Raw genomic sequence first — 20,291 nt, 5'->3', positions numbered from 1 at the left:
AATGAGCAGTCATCACAACGATAAAGCGACCTTTCTTGAGCGTCTGATCTTCAATAATCGCCCGGCGGTGATCGTCATCTGCCTGCTGGTGAGCCTCTTCCTGTTCTGGCAGGCGACCTTGATTCGCCCGTCCACCAGCTTTGAAAAGATGATCCCCCTCAAGCACCCCTTCATCGAAAAGATGATGGAGCACCGCAACGACCTGGCCAACCTGGGCAACACCGTGCGGATTTCGGTGGAAGCCAAGGACGGGGACATCTTCACCCAGGAATACATGGAGACCCTGCGCCAGATCCACGACGAGGTGTTCTACATCTCCGGTGTGGACCGCTCGGGCCTCAAGTCGCTGTGGAGCCCCAGCGTGCGCTGGACCGAAGTGACTGAAGAAGGTTTTGCCGGCGGGGAGGTCATCCCGCAGAGCTACAACGGTTCGCCACAAAGCCTCGACCAGTTGCGCAATAACGTGCTCAAGTCCGGCCAGGTCGGGCGGCTGGTGGCCAATGACTTCAAGTCGAGCATCGTTGATATCCCGCTGTTGGAGTCCTACCCGGACCCGCAAGACCAGGGCAAATTGCTGGCCCTGGACTACCGCAAGTTCTCCCATGAACTCGAAGACAAGATCCGCGACAAGTTCGAAACCCAGAACCCCAACGTCAAGATTCATATTGTCGGCTTTGCCAAGAAGGTTGGCGACCTGATCGACGGCCTGGTGATGGTGGTGCTGTTCTTCGGCGTTGCGTTTGTCATCACCCTGGTTCTGCTGCTGTGGTTCACCAACTGCCTGCGCAGCACCATTGCGGTGTTGAGCACGACATTGGTGGCGGTGGTCTGGCAACTCGGGTTGATGCACTTCTTCGGTTTCGGACTGGACCCGTATTCAATGCTGGTGCCGTTCCTGATCTTCGCCATTGGCATTTCCCATGGCGTGCAAAAGATCAACGGCATTGCCCTGCAATCCAGCGAGGCAGACAACGCCCTGACCGCTGCGCGGCGCACCTTCCGGCAACTGTTCCTGCCGGGGATGATCGCCATTCTGGCGGATGCGGTGGGCTTCATCACGCTGCTGATCATCGACATCGGCGTGATCCGCGAACTGGCTATTGGCGCGTCCATCGGCGTGGCGGTGATCGTGTTCACCAACCTGATCCTGCTGCCGGTCGCGATTTCCTACGTGGGCATCAGCAAGCGTGCCATCGCCAAGAGCAAGAAAGACGCGAACCGCGAACACAGCTTCTGGCGCCTGCTGTCCAAATTCGCCAGCCCGAAAGTCGCGCCGGTGTCGGTGTTCCTCGCCTTGATCGCCTTTGGTGGTGGCCTCTGGTACAGCCAGAACCTGAAGATCGGCGACCTGGACCAAGGCGCACCGGAATTGCGCCCGGATTCGCGCTACAACAAGGACAACAACTTCATCATCAACAATTACTCCACCAGCTCCGACGTGCTGGTGGTGATGGTCAAGACCAAGGCCGAAGGCTGCTCACGCTATGAAGCCATGGCGCCCATCGACCAGTTGATGTGGAAGATGCAGAACACCGAGGGCGTGCAGTCGGCGATCTCGTTGGTGACCGTGTCCAAGCAAATGATCAAGGGCATGAACGAAGGCAACCTGAAATGGGAAACCCTGTCGCGCAACCCGGATGTGCTGAACAACTCCATCGCCCGTGCCGATGGCTTGTACAACAACAATTGCTCCCTGGCGCCAGTGTTGGTGTTCCTCAACGACCACAAGGCCGAAACCCTCGACCGTGCCGTGCATGCGGTGCAGGACTTCGCCAAGGAAAACAACAAGGACGGCCTGGAATTCATCCTCGCAGCGGGTAATGCCGGGATCGAAGCGGCCACCAACGAGGTGATCAAGGAGTCGGAGCTGATTATCCTGATCCTGGTGTACCTGTGCGTGGCGACCATGTGCATGATCACCTTCCGCTCTTGGGCGGCGACTCTGTGCATCGTGCTGCCGCTGGTGCTGACCTCGGTACTGGGCAACGCACTGATGGCGTTCATGGGCATTGGCGTCAAGGTCGCGACCTTGCCGGTGGTGGCCCTGGGTGTGGGGATTGGCGTGGACTACGGCATCTACATCTACAGCCGCCTGGAAAGCTTCCTGCGCGCCGGCCTGCCGCTACAAGAGGCGTACTACCAGACGCTGAAATCCACCGGCAAGGCCGTGCTGTTTACCGGCCTGTGCCTGGCCATCGGCGTGTGCACCTGGATCTTCTCGGCCATCAAGTTCCAGGCCGACATGGGTTTGATGTTGACCTTCATGTTGCTGTGGAACATGTTCGGCGCGCTGTGGCTGTTGCCAGCGCTGGCGCGATTCCTGATCAAACCTGAGAAGCTGGCAGGGCAGAAGGGCAACTCGTTGTTCGCGCACTGATCCTGCTCCCAAATGGCGAGATCGGGCTTGTGTGGGAGCGGGCTTGCCTGCGATAGCATCGCCGCGGTGTCACTGATACACCTCGGCATCTGCATCGCGGGCAAGCCCGGCTCCCACACATCGCTCCCACATGGGTGCGGTGTTCAACCTCTAGGCTACAGCCTGGGCTATCATTGCGGCTTTCCCCAAAATGATTGACTGCGATGACTGCCGACACCCTGACTCGCGTCCTTGCTACCAGCGATATGCTGATCATCAATGGGCTGCACGCCTTTGACTTCGAGCTTGATCAGCAACTGCAGATCCAAAGCATGGATGGCCGGGAACTCAAGCGCTGGACCTTCAGTCCAGAACAGTTGGAGGCGGCTACCTTTGACGAGAGCTTGCAAAGCTGGTTGCTGATCAACGACGACGGTGAACACCGTCTGGTCTGCTTGAGCGCCATCCAGGGCGACAACAATAACGACGAGGACGAAGCAGATGATGCGTAAATTCTGGCCCCTGCTGATGGCAGGCAGTGTCGGTGCGATGTCGGTGCAGGCCGCACCGGCCGATATCCATGAACTGTTGGTCGGCAGCTATACGGCCGGCACCAGTGAAGGGATCTACCGCCTGCAATTCGACAGTAGCACCGGGCAGTTCAGCGGCAAGCCGGTGCTGGCGGCGAAAACCGCCAACCCTTCCTGGCTGACGATTTCCAAAGACCAGAAGCAGTTGTTTGTGGTCAATGAAAACGGCCCCGGCCAGGAAGACCCGGTGGGGCGTGTCAGCAGCTATAGCATCGACCCCCAGAACCACCAGTTGACCCTGATCAACCAGGTGCAGAGCCTGGGCAATGAGCCGACCCATTCCAGTGTGGCCGCCGATGGGCGCTACCTGTTCGTCGCCAACTACTCGGTGGTGGAAGACCCGGGTGGCAGCCTCGCGATCCTGCCGGTGGATGCCAGCGGCAAGCTGTCGGCACCGGTGCAGTTGAGCGGGCACCCGGCCAGCCGTGTGAACCCGGAGCGCCAGGCGTCCAATCATGTGCATTCGGTGGTGTCGTCGCCGGACGGCAAGTATGTATTTGTGCAGGACCTGGGGGCGGACAAGGTGTTTGCCTACCGCTACGACCCCAAGGCCAATCATGAGCTGCCACTGACGGCGGCCGACCCGGCGTCGGTGCAGTTGCCACCGGGCAGCGGCCCGCGTCACTTGCTGTTCAGCGCGGACGGCAAGCACGCCTGGCTGACCACTGAGATGAGCGCCCAGGTAGCCGTGTTCGATTACAACGACGGCAAGCTGACGCAAACCCAGTTGCTCGACTATGCCGCCGGCCAACCGGTGTCCGACAAGGCCGGTGCGGCGTTGCATGCGTCAAACGACGGCAAATTCCTGTACGTGAGCAACCGTGGCACGGCCAATCAGATGCTGGTGTTCAGCATCGACCCGGCCACCGCGCACCTCAAGGAAATCCAGCGCCGTTCTGTCGAAGGCGACCATCCGCGTGAGTTCAGCCTCGACCCTAGCGGCAAATTCCTGCTGATCGCCAACCAGAAAAGCAATGAAATTGTCGTCGTCGAGCGCGACCCCAAGACCGGCCTGCTGGGTAAAACCGTGCAGAAATTGCCGATTGATGCCCCCAGTGACCTCAAGTTCCTGGTGCGTCAATAAGCCACAGGCCCCGCACTGCGGGGCCTGAGCCTTTGTATTAATCGCAGTGATAACGGCTACTGTTTCAAAGCATTTCTAAGGTTCAACCCTCGGGCGTAAGTTGGGTTCCAAGGCCTTCCCAGGCCACCCAACCAAACGCACACAAGGGTTACCGCCATGAATTTCAATCTCTTCTCGATCATTGCTGCTTCTGCTGTTTCCGCCACCGTGGCATTGCCTGCCGCCGCCAGCGTGGAAGTCACCGGCAAAAAATCCAATGTCACGGCCTATACCCAGAAATACCTGCAACAGAGCGCCAATTTCTATGCGGCGCTGGATCACAAGACCCAGCACTGAGCCACGGTCCAATGTGGGAGCTGGCTTGCCTGCGATGCGGACCACTCGGTATAGCTGATGTACCGAGTCGATGCCATCGCAGGCAAGCCAGCTCCCACATTGGATTGGATTGGTCTCAGGGTTTTGCCATCACTGCTCTAAACAACGGTGAATCCAGAAACCGCTGTAACCAGGCCTGCAAACGCCGATAGGGCGTGCCCGCAAACCACTCCCGATTCACATGGGCAAACTGGCGCACAAACGGCGCCAGCGCTGCATCTGCCAAGCTCAGGTGATCGGCGAGTAGATACTCACGGTCTGCCAGCAAATCTTCCAGCTTGCGCAAGAACACCTCGCCCTCGGCCCGATAGTGTTCCATCGGTTGCTCCGGGTAGCGCTCGGCGTACTTGTATCGATTCAAATGATGTTTGAACACCTGGTCATTTTCTTCAATCAGCGCATACACCGCCGGATCGCCCTGTAGCCGCCAGTTTTCGGGGTCGTGCTGGGCCAGCGCCCACTGCATGATCTCCAGGCTTTCCTCGATCACTCGCCCTTCGACGCTCAACACCGGCACCGTGCCCTTGGGCGACAGCGCGAGCATCTCGGCCGGCTTGGCTTTCAGGCTGACTTCGACGATGCTCACCGCAACGCCGGAATAACGCAGCGCCAGTCGCGCGCGCATTGCATAGGGGCAGCGCCGGAACGAATAAAGCAGCGCTTCGCTCACTTGACCTCCAACGTGCTCAGGCCATTGCCCTGGCGCTGTACCTGGATCTGCACCGGGATGCGTTCATGCATTTCCTGTACGTGGGAGATCACCGCCACCTTGCGACCCTGGGCCTGCAAACCATCCAGAGCGTCCATCGCCAATTGCAAGGACTCCGGATCAAGGCTGCCAAAACCTTCGTCGATAAACAGCGACTCGATCTTCAAGGTGCTCGACGCCATCGAGGCCAGCCCCAACGCCAGTGCCAACGACACCAGGAAGGTTTCGCCACCGGACAGGGAATGCACCGAGCGCAGTTCATCGCCCATCTCTGTGTCCATCACCAGCAGCCCCAGCATGCTGCCGCCGCGTTTAAGCCGGTAGCGGCGCACCAGTTGGCGCAGTTGCACGTTGGCATGGTGCACCAGCAAGTCGAGGTTGTAGGCCTGGGCGATCTTGCGGAAGGTGTCGCCGGTGGCCGAGCCGATCAGCGCATTCAGGCGTGCCCAGCGCTGCCACTGCTCGTAAGCCTTGGCAATCTGTTCGGCCAGGGCCTGGTTGGCATTCTGGCGGCGCTGGTCTTCGGACTGGCGTGCGCGCAGTTCGGCGCAGTGTTTCTCACCCTCGAGCAATTGTTGCTCAAGCGTTGCCAGGGTGGCGGCCAACTGCTCGGCCTCCAGGTTGCCATTGTGCAGGGCCTGGTGTTCGGCCAGGCGCTGTTCGCGCTCGTGCAACAGAACCTTGGCTTGCTCGACGGCCTTTTCGCTGCTGTGCAGGTGCTGGCGCAACTGCGCGACCTGGGCTTCATCAAGGGCCAACAGGCGTGCCAGGCCCTGATCATCCAGGTCTGGGTGCAGGGCGCGCCATTCGCCGATGCGTGTCGCAAGGGCTTGCTGCTCCGCCTCCAATGCCTGCTGGTGGTGCTGCTGGGCCTTGAGGTCGGCGGCCAGCTGTACCTGGGCCGTGTGCACGGCGTGCAGTTCCTGGTTGGCGTCGGTCTCGCTTTGGCGCGACTGTGTGACCGCTTGCTCCAGCTGCTGTTGCCAGTACTCGGCGCTGGGGTGGTCCCCTAGCAAGGCGCGGAGTTTTTCCTGGACGGCGTGTTGCTGGTCGGCCAGCTCGGCGACTTGCAGATTCAAGGCGTCGAATTGCTGCTGACGATGCTGTTGGTGGGTGTGTTGTTTCTCGATGGCCTGTTGGCGCTCCTGCTGCTCGGCCTGCTCATCGCGTTGATGGCCCAACTGCTCAAGGCGCTGGCTGACCTGCTGGTCGAGCTGCATGAAGGTCGCCGCAGGCGCGCTGCGCAAGCCTTCCAGCGTTTCGCTGGGCAACAGGCTGGCGAAGGCGCTGAGTTCCGCCTCCAGGCGTTCGCGGTCGCCGGCCAGTTGCCGTTGTTGGTCCACCAGCAATTGCCGGGCTTGCTGGCTGGCGTCCTGGGCCGCTTGCAATTGTTGCTGCAAGCGCCCGGCGTTCTGTTGCAGGTTGAGCAGGGCGCCTTGGCGTTGTTCGTCCTGGCTGATGCTTTGGGTCAATTGGGCCAATTGCTGGGCCAGCCAAGGGCTGCGCTTGGCGGCGTCCTGGGCGAGCAGCGAGGCCGACAGTGGGTGGGCTTGCAGGCTCGGTGCCAAACCCTGCTGCTGCATGGCCAACTGTTCCTGTTGTTGCAGGAACTCTTTTTGCTGAGCGATCAGGCCGCCCACTTCACCGCGCAGTTCGGTAAGTTTTTCCTTGAGGCTGTCGACGGCTTTCTGCGCAGCCGCCTCTTCACTTTCATCATGGCGACCCAGGCTCTGTAGCAGAGCCTCGGGCTGGTGATAGGGGTGTTCGTGGCTACCGCACACCGGGCAGGGTTGGTCATCCTGCAACTGCTCGCGTAATTCCTCGACGCTGGCACTGCGGGCCAGGCGTTGGCGCTCAAGCAGTTGCTTGGTCACCGTCAGGGTTTGTTCGGCAACGGTGAGTTCGGCCTTGGTTTGCAGGCCGGTCTGGTTCAGTTGTTCGCGTTTTTGCGCGGCCTCGGCGAGCCTTTGCGTGAGCGCAGAGGCCTGTTGATCCAACTGTTGCTGGCTGTCCCACAAGCGGGCCAGGTCTTCGAAGGCGCGCTGTTGCTTGCGATTGTCTTGCAGCAGGCTGGCCAGTAACTGGATTTGTTCGGCCACCGCGTGCGGTTCGGCACCGGCCTCGTGGTAGAGCAAATCCAGGGCTTCGCGCTGTTGGGTGAACTGTTCAATGGCGGCGCTGGCGCGCTGTTCGAGCTGCCCCAGCTCGGCCTGGCCTTGGTTGAGGCGATTGCCGATCAACACCAACTGTTGCAGGCGGTCACGGTAGGCGTTCCAGGCATCGCTCAGCGGCGCGAGGGCGGCGCTGTGCTCAAGCTCGGTGGCTAGGCGTTGCAGGCGCTCGGTGCCTTGGGCCTGCGTGTGTTGCAAACCGTCGAGCAGGGCCTGGCCTTCGGTGCAGGCGCTTTCGTGCTGGTGTTTTTCCTCGTTGCGCTTGGCCAGTTCGCGGCTCACGTGGGCGAGGGTGTTTTGCTCTTCGATGGCCTGGCGCAGCAGGGGCGCGGCGTCGGCCTGGTGTTTCAGGGCCTCGGCCAGTGCTGCCTGGGCGGCCACTTGCTGGTGTTGCGCCTGTTCCTGGCGGGTGTGCAGGGCGGTTTGTTGCTCGAGGTGCTGGGCAATCTGCGCCGCCAGGGGCGTCAGCAAGGTGGCGAGTTCTGCCTGGCGCAGGAAGTGATGGCGTTGCGGTGCCAACTGCTCCAGAAGGCTCAGGTCCTGGCGTTGCTGACCTTGGTCGGCCCAGGTCTGCTCGTCGCGTTGCAGTTGCTCCACAGCATGCTGATGGCGCTCCTGCCATTCACGCAGCTCCTTGAGCCAGGTGTGCTGCAACTCCAGCTGCTTGAGCTGGGCTTGCTGGCTCTTGAGCTGCTGCTGGGCTTGGGCCAACTGTTGATCCAGCTCGGCGCGGGCTTCGGGGGCCAGGGGCACCACGCCGGTGGCTTGGTCCTGTAGCTGTTTGTGGGCGTCCTTGGCCTCTTTGGCCTTGTCGAACGCACGGCGGCCGAGCTGGGTGTAGAGCGCGGTGTCGGTGAGCTTTTCCAGCAGTTCGCTGCGCTCATTGTCATTGGCCTTGAGGAAGGCGCTGAACTCGCTTTGCGCCAGCAGCACCGCACGGGTGAACTGTTCGAAGTTCAGGCCCAGGGCCAATTCCAGCTGGGTCTTGTATTCGGTTTTCTGGCTGGCCAGCAGTTGGTCGCTGTCCAGGTCGATCAGGCTTTGCCGGCTGTTCTGTAACTTGCCGCTGGCCTTGTCGCGGGCGCGGTTGGCTTCCCAGCGGGCGCGGTAGCGACGGCCACTGACACCGACAAAATCCACCTCGGCATAGCCGCCGCCAGTGCCGCGGCGAATCAGGGTGCGCGGGTCGCCGATGGAAATGTCCGTGTCGGCATCCGGCATTTTGGCCTGGCCTGTATCACCCAGGCGCGGTACCGCGCCAAACAGCGCCAGGCACAACGCATCGAGCAGGGTGCTTTTCCCCGCGCCAGTCGGCCCGGTGATGGCGAACAGGCCAGCACTGGCCAGGGGCTCGGCGGTAAAGTCGATTTCGAACGGGCCCGCCAGGGAGGCGAGGTTTTTCAGGCGGATGGCGAGGATCTTCATGGCTGTTCGCCCTCCTGTTGCACTTCCTGGAGCAGCACGGCGAAGTCCTTCAAGGTCTGTTCATCCACCTCACTGCCGTAGCTGTCCTGCCAGGCGCGGCTGAACAACTCCTGGGGCGTGAGCTGGTCGAGTTCGATCAGTTGCGCATCGTCTGCCTCTGCGCTGCCGCGTGTGCCGGCATAGTCGGCGGCGATCCGTACCAGGCGCACGGCCTTGCCTTGCAGGGCGGTTTCGATCTGCTGGCGCAGGTCCGGTTGCGGCTCGTCGAGGCGCACGCGCACTTCCAGCCAAGGGTGGCGCTGGGTTTCGGCGAGCAGGTCGATGTCGGGCAGTTCACCCAGTTGCTTGAGAATATCGGCCAGGGGCGCGGCTTCCAGGCGTTGCAGGTTGACGGAGCGGGGAATCAGGATCGGTTCACAGCCCACCAGCCGTTCGCCCTGGAACGTCACGTCGAGAATCTGGTGCTTGTAGCCGATTTCGGAGAACGACAGGGGGATTGGCGAGCCGCTGTAGCGAATGCGCTCCTCGCCATTGACCTTTTGCGGCTTGTGCAAATGGCCGAGGGCCACATATGCCACGCTTCGGTCGAACAGTGTGGCGGGCAGCGCCTCGGCATTGCCGATGATCAGGCTGCGTTCGGAGTCTTCGGATACCGACCCACCGGCCATGTGCGCATGGCTGATGGCTATCAACGCCTGGCCTTTGTTGCGCTTGGCATTGGCGGCCGCGATCAGCCATTCATGCACTTGGCCGATGCCGCGCAGGTAATCATCGCCCAGCTGTGCGCCGGTGACTTCCGCCGGGCGCAGGAAGGGCAGCGCCAGGCACCAGGCGGCGATCTTGCCTTTGGCATTGGGCAGCGGGATCAGCAGGCGGTCGGCATCCAGTTGCCCGTCATCCAGCCACAGCACTCGGCCCAGGGCATGGGTGCGCAAGCGGCGCATCAGAGGCGCAGGCAGCTCAATGCGCGAACCGGAGTCATGGTTGCCGGCAATCATCACAATGGTCAGTGTCGGCTGTTGTTCGTGGGCGCTGATGATGAAGTCATACAAGCGCTCCTGGGCCTTGAGCGGCGGGTTGACCGTGTCGAAGATATCGCCGGCGATCAACAGCACGTCCGGGCGCTGTGCCTTGAGTTGGCCCAGCAGCCACTCAAGGAAACAGGCGTGTTCGAAGTCGCGTTCCTGGCCGTGGAGGTTTTGGCCCAAGTGCCAGTCGGAGGTATGAAACAGACGCAAGGCGAACTCCGTGGAGAAGATGAAAAGGAGGGGAGTTTACCTGTTCTGCGTACCTGCTGCTCCAGGCGACGCAGGTCAAATGTGGGAGAGGACTTGCCCTCGATGGCGCTGGGTCAGCCAGCATCCCTGGCACTGAACCACCGCCATCGGGGGCAAGCCCCCTCCCACAGGGGTTATGGGGTGTTAGTGGGGTTGGGTTGCAGGCAATCCAGCGCACGGTCGGCGAGGGTGCGGGCCATGTCGATCAGGTGAGCGGTGGAACAGGCCATGTCGCGCCGGGTGCCTTTGAGGCCCTCGGCGGTTTCGGTGGCGGTGGTGGCGGCGCAACGGAGTAGCGAGGAGATGCTGGCGATAGCGTCTTCGAAACTCAGGTCTTCGTGGGCGACGAAAATCGGAAAGGGTGGGTCGGGGATAAGTTTGTTCATGGATAAAGCTCCTGCTTGGATTGGGAGCCATTCTTTTGCCGATCTCACACGTCAAAAGGTGGCAGCTATGTGCGGGGTGAGATACCGGAAAACAGGACCCGGCCAGACCGAAGTCTGCCCGCACACAGCCGCCATTGACGGTTGTAGCGCAGTGCGCCTGCTGATAACGGGATCTCACTCCCGATCGCTGATTTGCAGCGACGAAGCGAAGGCTAGCCAGCGAAATGAGCAGGCGCAAGGCCAAAGGATTGTCTAGGAAACGTCCTGCAAATTAAAGGGATATGGATTGCTGGCCTTTAACAATGCATGTCGAGCGGGCGTGACGAACGAAGTGGAACCACAGGGCGAGTGGCGACCACGCACAACGTGGATTTCTCAATCAACCCCTGAATGAATCAGAGGCCCACCATGTCTTTTTCAGTAAACCCACCTTCCACTAGCGCTTTCACCGCTCTACCAGAGCAACTGGATGCTGAAAGTCGCTCAACCCAAGCTAACCATCGTCAGGCACGAAGCACTCAAACCCAGGCCAGCGCCCCGGACCTGCGCCCGTACGCAAGCGTGAGTGACCGGCAACTAATAGGGTTGATCCGCGATCACTTCCGTGAATTCGCCGCAGGGGCGACAGACAGCTATGTGAACTTCAATGAATTGAAAGAGGCCGCCGGCCTGATCGCCACCGACAGGACGTTCTCACCCGAGGCCCACCACGCGGCCAAGGAGCTACTCTCACGCCCTAAACTGCTGCGCAAGCTGGATATCGGCATCAGCTTCTTCGGTGGCCCCGGCAAGGAGGATGGCCGGTTCGATATGGATAACCTGAACTATCTGTACAAGTTCCCCCATCGGGAATGGAAGGTGCCGCGTCGTAATCACTGAGTGCAAGCAGGCGTCCGAGCAGGCGATGCAGATCAACTGTGGGAGCTGGCTTGCCTGCGATGGCGGAGTATCAGCCAGCACATCTGCCGCCTGTTACAACGCCATCGCAGGCAAGCTAGCTCCCACAGGGGTTTTGTGGTGTTGGTTGAGGCTGGGTTACTTGGGGTAGAGCGGCAGCAAGCTGGTGGTGTCGGTGGCCAGGTCTTGCTCGCGTTCGGCCACGGGGATGGCCTTGATCGCTCGCCATTGATCGTTCCCACGCTCTGCGTGGTAATGCATCCCGTGACGCTCTGCGTCACCGTTGCACAGGGCGTAAAACCTGGACGCGGAGCGTCCGGGGCGGCATTCCCACGCAGAGCGTGGGAACGAGCAGGCTCGGGGGTTACTTGGGGTAGAGCGGCGGCAAGCTGGTGGTGTCGGTGGCCGGGTCTTGCTCGCGTTCGGCCACGGGGATGGCTTTGATCGCTCGCCATTGATCGTTCCCACGCTCTGCGTGGTAATGCATCCCGTGACGCTCTGCGTCACCGTTGCACAGGGCGTAAAACCTGGACGCGGAGCGTCCGGGGCGGCATTCCCACGCAGAGCGTGGGAACGAGCAGGCTCGGGGGTTACTTGGGGTAGAGCGGCGGCAAGCTGGTGGTGTCGGTGGCCGGGTCTTGCTCGCGTTCGGCCACGGGGATGGCTTTGATCGCTCGCCATTGATCGTTCCCACGCTCTGCGTGGTAATGCATCCCGTGACGCTCTGCGTCACCGTTGCACAGGGCGTAAAACCTGGACGCGGAGCGTCCGGGGCGGCATTCCCACGCAGAGCGTGGGAACGAGCAGGCTCGGGGGTTACTTGGGGTAGAGCGGCGGCAAGCTGGTGGTGTCGGTGGCCGGGTCTTGCTCGCGTTCGGCCACGGGGATGGCTTTGATCGCTCGCCATTGATCGTTCCCACGCTCTGCGTGGTAATGCATCCCGTGACGCTCTGCGTCACCGTTGCACAGGGCGTAAAACCTGGACGCGGAGCGTCCGGGGCGGCATTCCCACGCAGAGCGTGGGAACGAGCAGGCTCGGGGGTTACTTGGGGTAGAGCGGCGGCAAGCTGGTGGTGTCGGTGGCCGGGTCTTGCTCGCGTTCGGCCACGGGGATGGCTTTGATCGCTCGCCATTGATCGTTCCCACGCTCTGCGTGGTAATGCATCCCGTGACGCTCTGCGTCACCGTTGCACAGGGCGTAAAACCTGGACGCGGAGCGTCCGGGGCGGCATTCCCACGCAGAGCGTGGGAACGAGCAGGCTCGGGGGTTACTTGGGGTAGAGCGGCGGCAAGCTGGTGGTGTCGGTGGCCGGGTCTTGCTCGCGTTCGGCCACGGGGATGGCTTTGATCGCTCGCCATTGATCGTTCCCACGCTCTGCGTGGTAATGCATCCCGTGACGCTCTGCGTCACCGTTGCACAGGGCGTAAAACCTGGACGCGGAGCGTCCGGGGCGGCATTCCCACGCAGAGCGTGGGAACGAGCAGGCTCGGGGGTTACTTGGGGTAGAGCGGCGGCAAACTGGTGGTGTCGGTGGCCGGGTCTTGCTCGCGTTCGGCCACGGGGATGGCTTTGATCGCTCGCCACAGGTCATCACCCAACCAGTATTGACCGCTTTCGCTGTACAGCGCGCCATTCAGGCCATCCAGGGCATCTGACAGCGGCACAAACCGTGCGGCCATGTCGGCCAGGGTTTCGGGTTGTTGCCGCGCCCAGGCGTCGAGGGCCTGGCGGGTGGCGTGGGGGTCGTTGGCCTGGGTGGCGCGCTTGAGGTCGTCGAGCAGGGTGCGTGGGCTGGGGCCGGTTTGCGCGGCGCGTTGTACCGCCGGTTGCCGGCGTGCGCGCCACCAAAGGCCAAAGCCTAGCAGGGTGGTGCAGGCCAGTATCAGTGTGCTCAGTTGCCATAGCCACAGGCGGTCATCGTCGGGGGCGGTGATGATGGTCGGTGTCGCCGGGGTGTCCACCACCAGGCTGGGGTTCACCGCCACGTGCACGGTGCGCGCCGGCAGACTGGTGCGTTCCAGATGATCTTCGTGGGTGTTCCACCACACTACTTCCACGGCGGGCAGTTCCAGTTCGCCGGCGCGGGTCGGCACCAGCGCTTCGCGGTCTTCACGGCTGCCGGTCAGGCCGCGGTCGCTGGTACGGTTAGCCATCACTGGTTGGTCGGGGTAGCGGCGCAGGCCGTTGACCTCGGTGCCGGGCAGCGCCGGCAGTTGTGCGCTGGACAGGCCTTCGACCTCCACGGTAAGGCTGCGGGTCAGAGAGTCGCCGACTTGCACGTGGTCCGGCGTGGGGTTCCAGCCTTCGCTCAAGGTCAGGCTGCGCGCGGGCAACCAGGGGGTGTCGGCGGGGTAGGCGTCCGGTTTGGGTTTGACCGTCAAGGGCAGGGGCGCTGAGCTAACGTGAATCATCTTGCCCGGCTTGGTGCCCTGCAGGGTGTTTTCCTGGGGCGGTCGCGATTCCACCAGGGTAGCGCTGAAGGTCTGCGCCGGAATCACCACAGCGCCGCTGTGTTGCGGGTAGAGGGCGTAGCGGGTTTCGATCACGCCATGGCGAATGCTGTTGATGACCTTTTCATAGGTGCGTGATTCGCCCAGTTGTTCGACACGTGCATCCGGTATCTGCAAGGGCGTGAGGCTGCTGTCGTCATACAGCGACACCGAGTGGTAGACGCGCACGGTCAACAGGGCCTGGGCCTGCACGTACACGCTGGTCTGGTCGAGGCTGGCTTCGATGAACACCGGGGCCAGTTCGGCGCTGGTGTTCTGGCTGGCGCTTTCCACCACTTGCAGGGTGATCGGCTGGGTCTTGAGTGCGCCCACCTGCAGCGGCGGGATCACCACGTTGCCGTTTACCTTGAGCAACAGGGTGATGATCCAGCGGGTGGTGGCGTGGTTGTCGCCGTCCAGCGTGGTGAGTTGGTTGATCTGGCGGGTGCCGCTGACTTCGAACTGCGCGTCCAGGGGCGACAGGTCCGGTTTGCCAAACTGGGTTACATCACTGGATTGCACCGTCAGCTCCACCGTTTCCCCGGAGTTGAGGCGGCTGCGGTCTACGCTGGCGACCAGGTCCGCCGCCTGGGCGTGGCCTGCCGACAACGCGAGCAGGAGCAAAAGGGTAGTGCGGCGGCTCATCGAGTGGTGTCCTGATGTTGTTGCTGTTCGTACCAGAATTTGCGGCGCAACAGCTCGCCGGGGTTGTCCGGGATTTCCTGCAACCATTGCTCCAGCGCTTGGCGGCGCTCGCCTTCCAGGCGCGTGTCGGCAGGGCGCAGTGGCGGCGTGGTGGTTTGCTCGTCACCCAGTTCGCTGCCTGGCACTTCATTGCCACCGGCCTGTGGCGGGGCGTTGGCCTGGGTCTCACCCGTGCCGGCTTCGCCCTGGCCGTGGGACGATTGCTCGCCGCCCTGGGCCGTTTGCGCGCTGGTGCCCGGTTGCGCAGTTTGGCCGGGTTGGGCGGTTTCGTCATCTGCGTTTTTTGCGGGCGGGTCCGGCTCGGGCTGCGCTTGCTCCTGCATCAGCGCTTCAACCAGGGCTTTGTTTTTCAGCGCGGGCTGCAAATCGGGCTGGGCTTCCAGGGCTTGTTCATACGCATCAATGGCCGCTTCAAGTTCACCGGCCTTGGCCAGGGCATTGCCGCGGTTGTAGTGAGAATAGGCGTCGCTGCCTTGGGCAAACCGCTTGATGGCCTCGGCGTAATTGCCGGCTTCATACAGCGCCACGCCTTGCCATTGTGGGTCCTGGAAGTGTTCGGCGGCTTCGGCCGGGCGTTTGTGCTTGAGCAGGTACTGGCCTTGTTGGTCGGGGCGCAGCCACAGGTCCTGCAGCCCAAAGGCGTAGCTGGGTTGCGGCACGCCCATCAGCAGCAAGGGCAGGCAGAACAGCCAGCCGCGACGCCCGGCGCACGCGGCCAGCAGCAACAACGGCAAGAGCAGCCAGTAACCCTGGTCGGCCCAGCTGTCCAGGCGCAGCCGTTGGCCGTCGTCGCGCAGGGCCTGGGCGCTGTCGAGCATGCCGAGTTGGCGCAGGTCCTTGTCATCCAGGCGTGCCGCACGGTAGCGGCCGCCCATTTCGCTGGCGAACGCCTTGAGGGTCGGGCTGTCAAGACGCGGCACCAGGATCGCGCCCTGGTCGTCCTTGAGGAATTCGCCGCTCTCCTGCGTCACCGGCGTGCCTTCGCGACTGCCGATGCCGAGGATCGACAACGTTGGAGCCTGGGCACTTTGCAGTTGCAGGCGGATGCCTTGGCGCTCTTGTTTGGACAGTGAGGAACCGATCAGCAGCAGGCGCCCCTGGCCGAGACCGCCTTGCTTGAGCAGGCCCAGGGCTTTTTCCACGCCCAGATCGGCACGATGGCCGGGCTCGGGCATGATCGATGGGCGCAGGGCTTCCAACAGGTTGCGGCTGGTAGCCAGGTCATCGGACAGCGGCACCAAGGTATGGGCGCTGCCGGCATACACGATGATGGCTGTTTGAGCATCGGTGCGTGCTTGCAGCAAGTCATACAGCTTGCGCCGCGCCTGTTCCAGGCGGTTGGGCGGGCTGTCGGTGGCGAGCATTTCCGGGGTCAGTTCCAGCAGCACCACCAGGGGGTCGGAAGGTTTCTGGCTGGCCTGTTCAACCCGTTGCCAACTGGGGCCCAGCAACGCGAGCACGGCCAACAGCCAGGCGATGCCGAGCACCACCCATGGCGATCGACTCTCGCGGCCATTGCCACCACTGAGCAACTCGGCATGGAACGCCGGCGGCAGGATCATCTGCCAGCGCCCGGCGCGCTTTTGCCGATGCCATAGCTGCCACAGCAACCAGCCAAGCAGGGGCAGCAGCAATAGCCACCAGGGGCGCAACCAGTGCGGCCACAGCGCGATCATCGACGCCTCCGCAAGCGCAGGCGCTGTAGGCGCTGGCGCCATTCAGGGTGTTGCTGCAAAAAGATGCCCCTGCTCGATAGCCTATTGAAGGCTCGTTGCAAAGCGTTGTTCGGCCAGCGTTCCTGGATCACCAGCAGCAGGCTCAACACCAACGCCAAGGCCAACGGGCCGCTGTACAGCGCCTGGGCCGGGCGGGCCTGGGTGGGTTGTTGTTCCACGGGCTCGAGGGTGTCGAGGGTGTCCTTGATCTTCAGCAGTTCCTCGCCGTCCCGGGCGCGGAAATACTGGCCGCCGGTGGCCTCGGCCAGTGCCTTGAGCGCCGGTTCGTCGAGGTCCAGGCTCGGGTTTACGCCAAGGATGCCCAGGGAGCCGGTTTGCTCGGGGTCGGCACCGATGCCGATGGGGTAGATTTTTACGCCTTCCTCGGCCGCCAGGCGCGCGGCGGTCAACGGGTCGATCTGCCCGGCGTTGTTGGCGCCGTCGGTGACCAGGATCAGCACACGGCTTTGCGCCGGGCGTTGGCGCAGACGCTTGAGGGCCAGGCCGATGGCGTCGCCGATGGCGGTGTTCTTGCCGGCAATGCCGATGCGCGCTTCATCCAGCCAGGTGCGCACGGTGCGGCGGTCAAAGGTCAGGGGCGCTTGCAGGTAGGCTTGGCTGCCGAACAGGATCAGGCCCACGCGGTCACCTTCACGCTCCTCCAGAAAGTCTCCCAGCAGGTGCTTGACCAGGGCCAGGCGGCTGACGTCTTCGTCCTGCCAATGCATGTCGGGAAAATCCATGGAGCCGGAGACATCCACCGCCACCAGCAAATCCCGGCCGCTGGCAGCAATCGGCAAGGGTTCGCCCAGCCATTGCGGGCGGGCGGCGGCGGTCAACAGCAGCAGCCACAGCACCACGAATGGCGCTTGCTGGCGCCAGCCGGGCAGGTTGACCCGGGCACGACGGCGGGCCAAGCCTTCCAGGTCACTGAGGTAACTGACTTTGAGCGCCGGTTCGCCGCTGTCGGCCACGGGCAGCACCAGGCGCATGATCCAGGGCAATGGCAACAGGGCGAAGATCCACGGCCAGGCGAACTCAAACATGTTTGCGAATCCAGGTGTCGACGGCTTGGGTAAGACCGGCGATGGCTTTGTCGTCGAGCTTGCATTCGGGCTTGTAGGCGCCTTCCACCAACACCATCCAGCGCGTCAGGCCGGCGGCGGGGCAGCGGTTATCCAGGAAGGCCAGCCATTTGCGCCCGTTGAGGGTGTGGCTCTGGCTATAAGGGTAGTCGTTACGGCAAAGGCGCTTGAGCAGGCCGTTGAGTTGCTGCAACCAGGCGCCCGCTGGCGCTCCGTCGTAGGGCTTGGGCATCAACGCCAACTCGGCCAGGGCGGCGATACGCAACGGGTCCAGCGGTTGTTCGGCACGGGCCACGGGGCGGCGGGCCGGCAGGAAACGACGCAGCCACCACAAGCCCCAACCGAGCAGTGGGATCACCAGCAGCAACAGCCACCAGCCCGGCGCAGGTGGCCAGAAGCCAATGGCGGGTGGGGCCATCAGCGGTTGCAGTTGGTCCAGGCTGCTCATGGTTTTTTAACCGGGCGTTGCGGGTTGAGGTATTCGCGCAGTTGCTCGACCATTTCACTCTGGGTGCTCAAGGGCATCAACAACAGCCGCAGTTTCTGCGCGAGCAGTTCCCAGCGGGCGATACGCGCTTCGGCTTGGGCCTTGTAGGCCTGGCGCAGGTCGATGTTCAGTGTGTCCAGTTCCAGTTGCGCACCTCTTTGTGCGAAACGCAGCAGCCCGGCGGCGGGCAGGGCGTGGTCCAACGGGTCGGAGATTGGCAACAACAGCAGGTCGCAATGGCGCGCCAGCAGGCTCAGCTGTTGCTCGGCGCCTTCGGTGAGGGCGCGTTCATCACAGATCACCACCACCAGGCTGCCCGGGCGCAGTACCTCGCGGCCACGGCGCAAGGCCATGCCCAGGGCATCCGCTTCCGGCTGACGCTCGGTATCCAGGCTCTGGTTGACCCGCACCAGCCGGTTAAGCAGTTGCAATAGGCTTTGCTTGCTGCGCCGTGGCTTGATCTCGTAGTGCTCATTGTCGCCGAACACCAGCCCGCCCACCCGGTCGTTATGGCCCAGGGCGGCCCAGCCGATCAGGCTGGCGGCCTGGGCGGCGAGCACCGACTTGAACATTTGCCCCGAGCCGAAAAACAGCCGGCAACTTTGCTCGACCATGATGAAAATCGGCCGTTCGCGCTCTTCGTGGAACAGCTTGGTGTGCGGCTCCTGGGTACGCGCCGTCACGCGCCAGTCGATGGTGCGCACGTCGTCGCCGGCCTGGTACACGCGCACCTGGTCGAAATCGACGCCACGCCCGCGCAGCTTGGAGTGATGCAGGCCCACCAGCGGGCTACGCTGGCCAGGCGTGGAGAACAACTGCACTTCACGCACGCGGTGGCGCATCTCAATCAATTCACTGAGGGTTACGCGGATGCCATCGCTTGCGTTCATCGACTTCAAGCGACGGCAACGACGTCGAGAATGCGTTGCACCACGCGGTCCTGGTCGACACCGGCGGCTTCGGCCTCGAACGACAGGATGATGCGGTGACGCAGCACGTCGAACAGCACCGCCTGGATATCTTCCGGGCTGACAAAATCGCGACCGGCCAACCAGGCATGGGCTCGGGCACAACGGTCCAGGGCGATGGAACCACGGGGGCTGGCGCCATAGGCGATCCACTCAGCCATTTCCGGGTCGAACTTGGCAGGGGTGCGCGTGGCCATCACCAGTTGCACCAGGTATTCCTCCACGGCATCGGCCATGTACAGGCCGAGGATTTCCTTACGCGCAGCAAAGATGGCCTGCTGACTGACCCGGCGCTCGGGCTTGGTTTCGCCATTGAGTGCTTCGCCGCGGGCTTGCTGCAGGATGCGGCGCTCGACGGCGGCGTCCGGGAAGCCGATCTTGACGTGCATCAGGAACCGGTCGAGCTGCGCTTCGGGCAGCGGGTAGGTGCCTTCCTGTTCGATGGGGTTCTGCGTGGCCATCACCAAAAACAGCGGCGACAGCTCATAGGTGCTGCGGCCTACGCTGACCTGACGCTCGGCCATCGCCTCCAGCAAGGCCGACTGGACCTTGGCCGGGGCACGGTTGATTTCGTCGGCCAGTACCAGATTGTGGAAGATCGGCCCCTGCTGGAATACGAAACTGCCGGTTTCCGGGCGATAGATCTCAGTGCCGGTGATGTCGGCGGGCAGCAGGTCGGGGGTGAACTGAATACGATGGAACTGCGCTTCGATCCCTTCGGCCAACTCCTTGATCGCCTTGGTCTTGGCCAGCCCCGGTGCGCCTTCGACCAGCATATGGCCGTCGGCGAGCAGGGCGATCAGCAGGCGATCGATGAGTTTTTCCTGGCCGAGAATCTGCGTAGAAAGAAAGGTTCGCAGCGCAAGCAGCGCTTCACGATGTTCCATCGATGACGGTTCCTGGAAAGATGAGCCTGGGTGTTGTGACAGAACACCGGGCCTGGGGCGTTTACTTTAATGCATCGCGGGGTGCGGCGACTAACGGCTTGATGGGTATTTTTAGCAAAACCCATGGGATAGCAAGCGTCTGGGCTGGTAAAGCACGGTCACTGTGGGAGCTGGCTTGCCTGCGATGGCCTCAACTCGGTCTGGCTGAAAGACCCCACCGCCTGCATTGCAGGCAAGCCAGCTCCCACATGGGGTCTTCGGTGCATTCAGATCCGAATGAAAGTGCCGGTGCCTGTGAGGATGTTCTGCAGCGTTTCCTGCACTTCGGCCATGTCTGCCGCAGCGGTGCTGTGGGTGATCTCCAACTGGTCCTTGCCGCCCAAGGCATCTGCATCGCCGGCCGCCAGTTCGATCAATAAGGTGGTGTCGCCCAACGTCACTTTCAGCCCATCGAGGGTCGAAGGCTCGTAATCCCAGGTCAGCTCCACTTCATCTTCATCCGGGTAACGGGTGAGCATGAACATTTCGCCGTTCTTGCCGTGACAGCAAAGCATGGCCATGTTGTCTTCTTCGTCGTCGCACGGAGTGGCCATCAGGGCGTCGGTTTTCAGCTGCAGCATGGGGCAATCCTGTGTTGGGGAGGGCAATTGTGCCACTGCGGCGAATTTTGTGCTTCATCCTGTG

22 protein-coding genes are annotated in these 20,291 nt (G+C 62.5%); 5 read left to right on the top strand and 17 right to left on the bottom strand.

Going from position 1 to position 20,291, the window contains the following annotated elements:
- Position 1 precedes the first annotated feature (1 nt).
- The 4 genes from MHH62_RS04250 (at position 2) to MHH62_RS04235 (ending at position 4,366) form a co-directional block, all read left to right on the top strand.
- Positions 2-2,377, top strand: coding sequence for an RND family transporter (locus MHH62_RS04250; protein WP_339232558.1), 2,376 nt, complete (start codon positions 2-4; stop codon positions 2,375-2,377).
- Between the two features lie 203 nt (positions 2,378-2,580).
- Positions 2,581-2,868, top strand: a complete 288-nt coding sequence (locus MHH62_RS04245) for a DUF5629 family protein (RefSeq protein ID WP_014718303.1) — start codon at positions 2,581-2,583, stop codon at positions 2,866-2,868.
- Positions 2,858-4,030, top strand: a complete 1,173-nt coding sequence (locus tag MHH62_RS04240; RefSeq protein WP_019820208.1) for a lactonase family protein — start codon at positions 2,858-2,860, stop codon at positions 4,028-4,030. The genes MHH62_RS04245 and MHH62_RS04240 overlap by 11 nt, the downstream gene beginning before the upstream one ends.
- Positions 4,031-4,186: 156 nt before the next feature.
- A complete protein-coding gene (locus MHH62_RS04235; protein ID WP_003190784.1) occupies positions 4,187-4,366 on the top strand; it encodes a hypothetical protein in 180 nt (59 codons plus the stop codon).
- Positions 4,367-4,481: 115 nt separating this feature from the next.
- Here MHH62_RS04235 and MHH62_RS04230 read toward each other — a convergent pair whose 3' ends face one another.
- The 4 genes from MHH62_RS04230 to MHH62_RS04215 form a co-directional block, all read right to left on the bottom strand.
- Positions 4,482-5,075 carry a glutathione S-transferase gene (locus MHH62_RS04230; protein WP_003190786.1) on the bottom strand — a complete coding sequence of 198 codons (594 nt, stop codon included), beginning with the start codon at positions 5,073-5,075 and terminating at the stop codon, positions 4,482-4,484.
- A complete protein-coding gene (locus MHH62_RS04225; protein WP_339232557.1) occupies positions 5,072-8,710 on the bottom strand; it encodes an AAA family ATPase in 3,639 nt (1,212 codons plus the stop codon). The genes MHH62_RS04230 and MHH62_RS04225 overlap by 4 nt, the downstream gene beginning before the upstream one ends.
- Positions 8,707-9,948 (bottom strand): exonuclease SbcCD subunit D C-terminal domain-containing protein, encoded by a 1,242-nt coding sequence (locus tag MHH62_RS04220; RefSeq protein ID WP_032903194.1) that lies wholly within the window; start codon positions 9,946-9,948, stop codon positions 8,707-8,709. The genes MHH62_RS04225 and MHH62_RS04220 overlap by 4 nt, the downstream gene beginning before the upstream one ends.
- A gap of 173 nt (positions 9,949-10,121) precedes the next feature.
- Positions 10,122-10,373, bottom strand: a complete 252-nt coding sequence (locus MHH62_RS04215; protein ID WP_014718308.1) for a hypothetical protein — start codon at positions 10,371-10,373, stop codon at positions 10,122-10,124.
- 408 nt (positions 10,374-10,781) lie between these two features.
- Here MHH62_RS04215 and MHH62_RS04210 point away from each other — a divergent pair, with 408 nt between their 5' ends.
- Positions 10,782-11,252 carry a hypothetical protein gene (locus MHH62_RS04210; RefSeq protein ID WP_173877528.1) on the top strand — a complete coding sequence of 157 codons (471 nt, stop codon included), beginning with the start codon at positions 10,782-10,784 and terminating at the stop codon, positions 11,250-11,252.
- Positions 11,253-11,408: 156 nt separating this feature from the next.
- Here the strand turns inward: MHH62_RS04210 and MHH62_RS04205 are convergent, their stop codons facing one another.
- The 13 genes from MHH62_RS04205 to MHH62_RS04145 all read right to left on the bottom strand — a co-directional run bounded on the left by MHH62_RS04205 (position 11,409) and on the right by MHH62_RS04145 (position 20,227).
- Positions 11,409-11,531, bottom strand: coding sequence for a hypothetical protein (locus tag MHH62_RS04205; protein ID WP_020301528.1), 123 nt, complete (start codon positions 11,529-11,531; stop codon positions 11,409-11,411).
- A gap of 103 nt (positions 11,532-11,634) precedes the next feature.
- On the bottom strand, positions 11,635-11,757 hold the full coding sequence (locus MHH62_RS04200; RefSeq protein ID WP_254989527.1) for a hypothetical protein: 123 nt from the start codon (positions 11,755-11,757) through the stop codon (positions 11,635-11,637).
- Between the two features lie 103 nt (positions 11,758-11,860).
- Entirely contained in the window at positions 11,861-11,983 is a 123-nt protein-coding gene (locus MHH62_RS04195; protein WP_254989527.1) for a hypothetical protein, read from the bottom strand.
- Between the two features lie 103 nt (positions 11,984-12,086).
- Positions 12,087-12,209: a hypothetical protein gene (locus MHH62_RS04190; protein WP_254989527.1), complete on the bottom strand. Its 123-nt coding sequence runs from the start codon at positions 12,207-12,209 to the stop codon at positions 12,087-12,089.
- 103 nt (positions 12,210-12,312) lie between these two features.
- Complete coding sequence (locus MHH62_RS04185; RefSeq protein ID WP_254989527.1) at positions 12,313-12,435, bottom strand: hypothetical protein; 123 nt, start codon at positions 12,433-12,435, stop codon at positions 12,313-12,315.
- Positions 12,436-12,538: 103 nt separating this feature from the next.
- The gene (locus MHH62_RS04180) at positions 12,539-12,661 is read right to left on the bottom strand and encodes a hypothetical protein (protein ID WP_254989527.1); all 123 of its coding nucleotides are present in this window, start codon (positions 12,659-12,661) and stop codon (positions 12,539-12,541) included.
- 103 nt (positions 12,662-12,764) lie between these two features.
- On the bottom strand, positions 12,765-14,405 hold the full coding sequence (locus MHH62_RS04175; protein WP_339232555.1) for a BatD family protein: 1,641 nt from the start codon (positions 14,403-14,405) through the stop codon (positions 12,765-12,767).
- A complete protein-coding gene (locus tag MHH62_RS04170) occupies positions 14,402-16,141 on the bottom strand; it encodes a tetratricopeptide repeat protein (RefSeq protein ID WP_339232554.1) in 1,740 nt (579 codons plus the stop codon). The genes MHH62_RS04175 and MHH62_RS04170 overlap by 4 nt, the downstream gene beginning before the upstream one ends.
- Entirely contained in the window at positions 16,138-17,226 is a 1,089-nt protein-coding gene (locus MHH62_RS04165; RefSeq protein WP_019820200.1) for a VWA domain-containing protein, read from the bottom strand. Before MHH62_RS04165 ends, MHH62_RS04170 begins: the two co-directional genes overlap by 4 nt.
- On the bottom strand, positions 17,219-17,713 hold the full coding sequence (locus MHH62_RS04160) for a DUF4381 domain-containing protein (protein ID WP_339232552.1): 495 nt from the start codon (positions 17,711-17,713) through the stop codon (positions 17,219-17,221). Before MHH62_RS04160 ends, MHH62_RS04165 begins: the two co-directional genes overlap by 8 nt.
- On the bottom strand, positions 17,710-18,642 hold the full coding sequence (locus tag MHH62_RS04155) for a DUF58 domain-containing protein (RefSeq protein ID WP_014718313.1): 933 nt from the start codon (positions 18,640-18,642) through the stop codon (positions 17,710-17,712). The genes MHH62_RS04160 and MHH62_RS04155 overlap by 4 nt, the downstream gene beginning before the upstream one ends.
- Before the next feature lie 5 nt (positions 18,643-18,647).
- On the bottom strand, positions 18,648-19,607 hold the full coding sequence (locus tag MHH62_RS04150; RefSeq protein WP_020301524.1) for a MoxR family ATPase: 960 nt from the start codon (positions 19,605-19,607) through the stop codon (positions 18,648-18,650).
- Between the two features lie 266 nt (positions 19,608-19,873).
- Positions 19,874-20,227 carry a hypothetical protein gene (locus tag MHH62_RS04145; protein ID WP_003190803.1) on the bottom strand — a complete coding sequence of 118 codons (354 nt, stop codon included), beginning with the start codon at positions 20,225-20,227 and terminating at the stop codon, positions 19,874-19,876.
- Positions 20,228-20,291 lie beyond the last annotated feature (64 nt).

This window comes from Pseudomonas sp. FSL L8-0168 (genome assembly GCF_037976155.1).
Lineage (GTDB): Bacteria > Pseudomonadota > Gammaproteobacteria > Pseudomonadales > Pseudomonadaceae > Aquipseudomonas > Aquipseudomonas paracarnis.
This window is presented reverse-complemented; position numbering and strand designations above follow the sequence as displayed.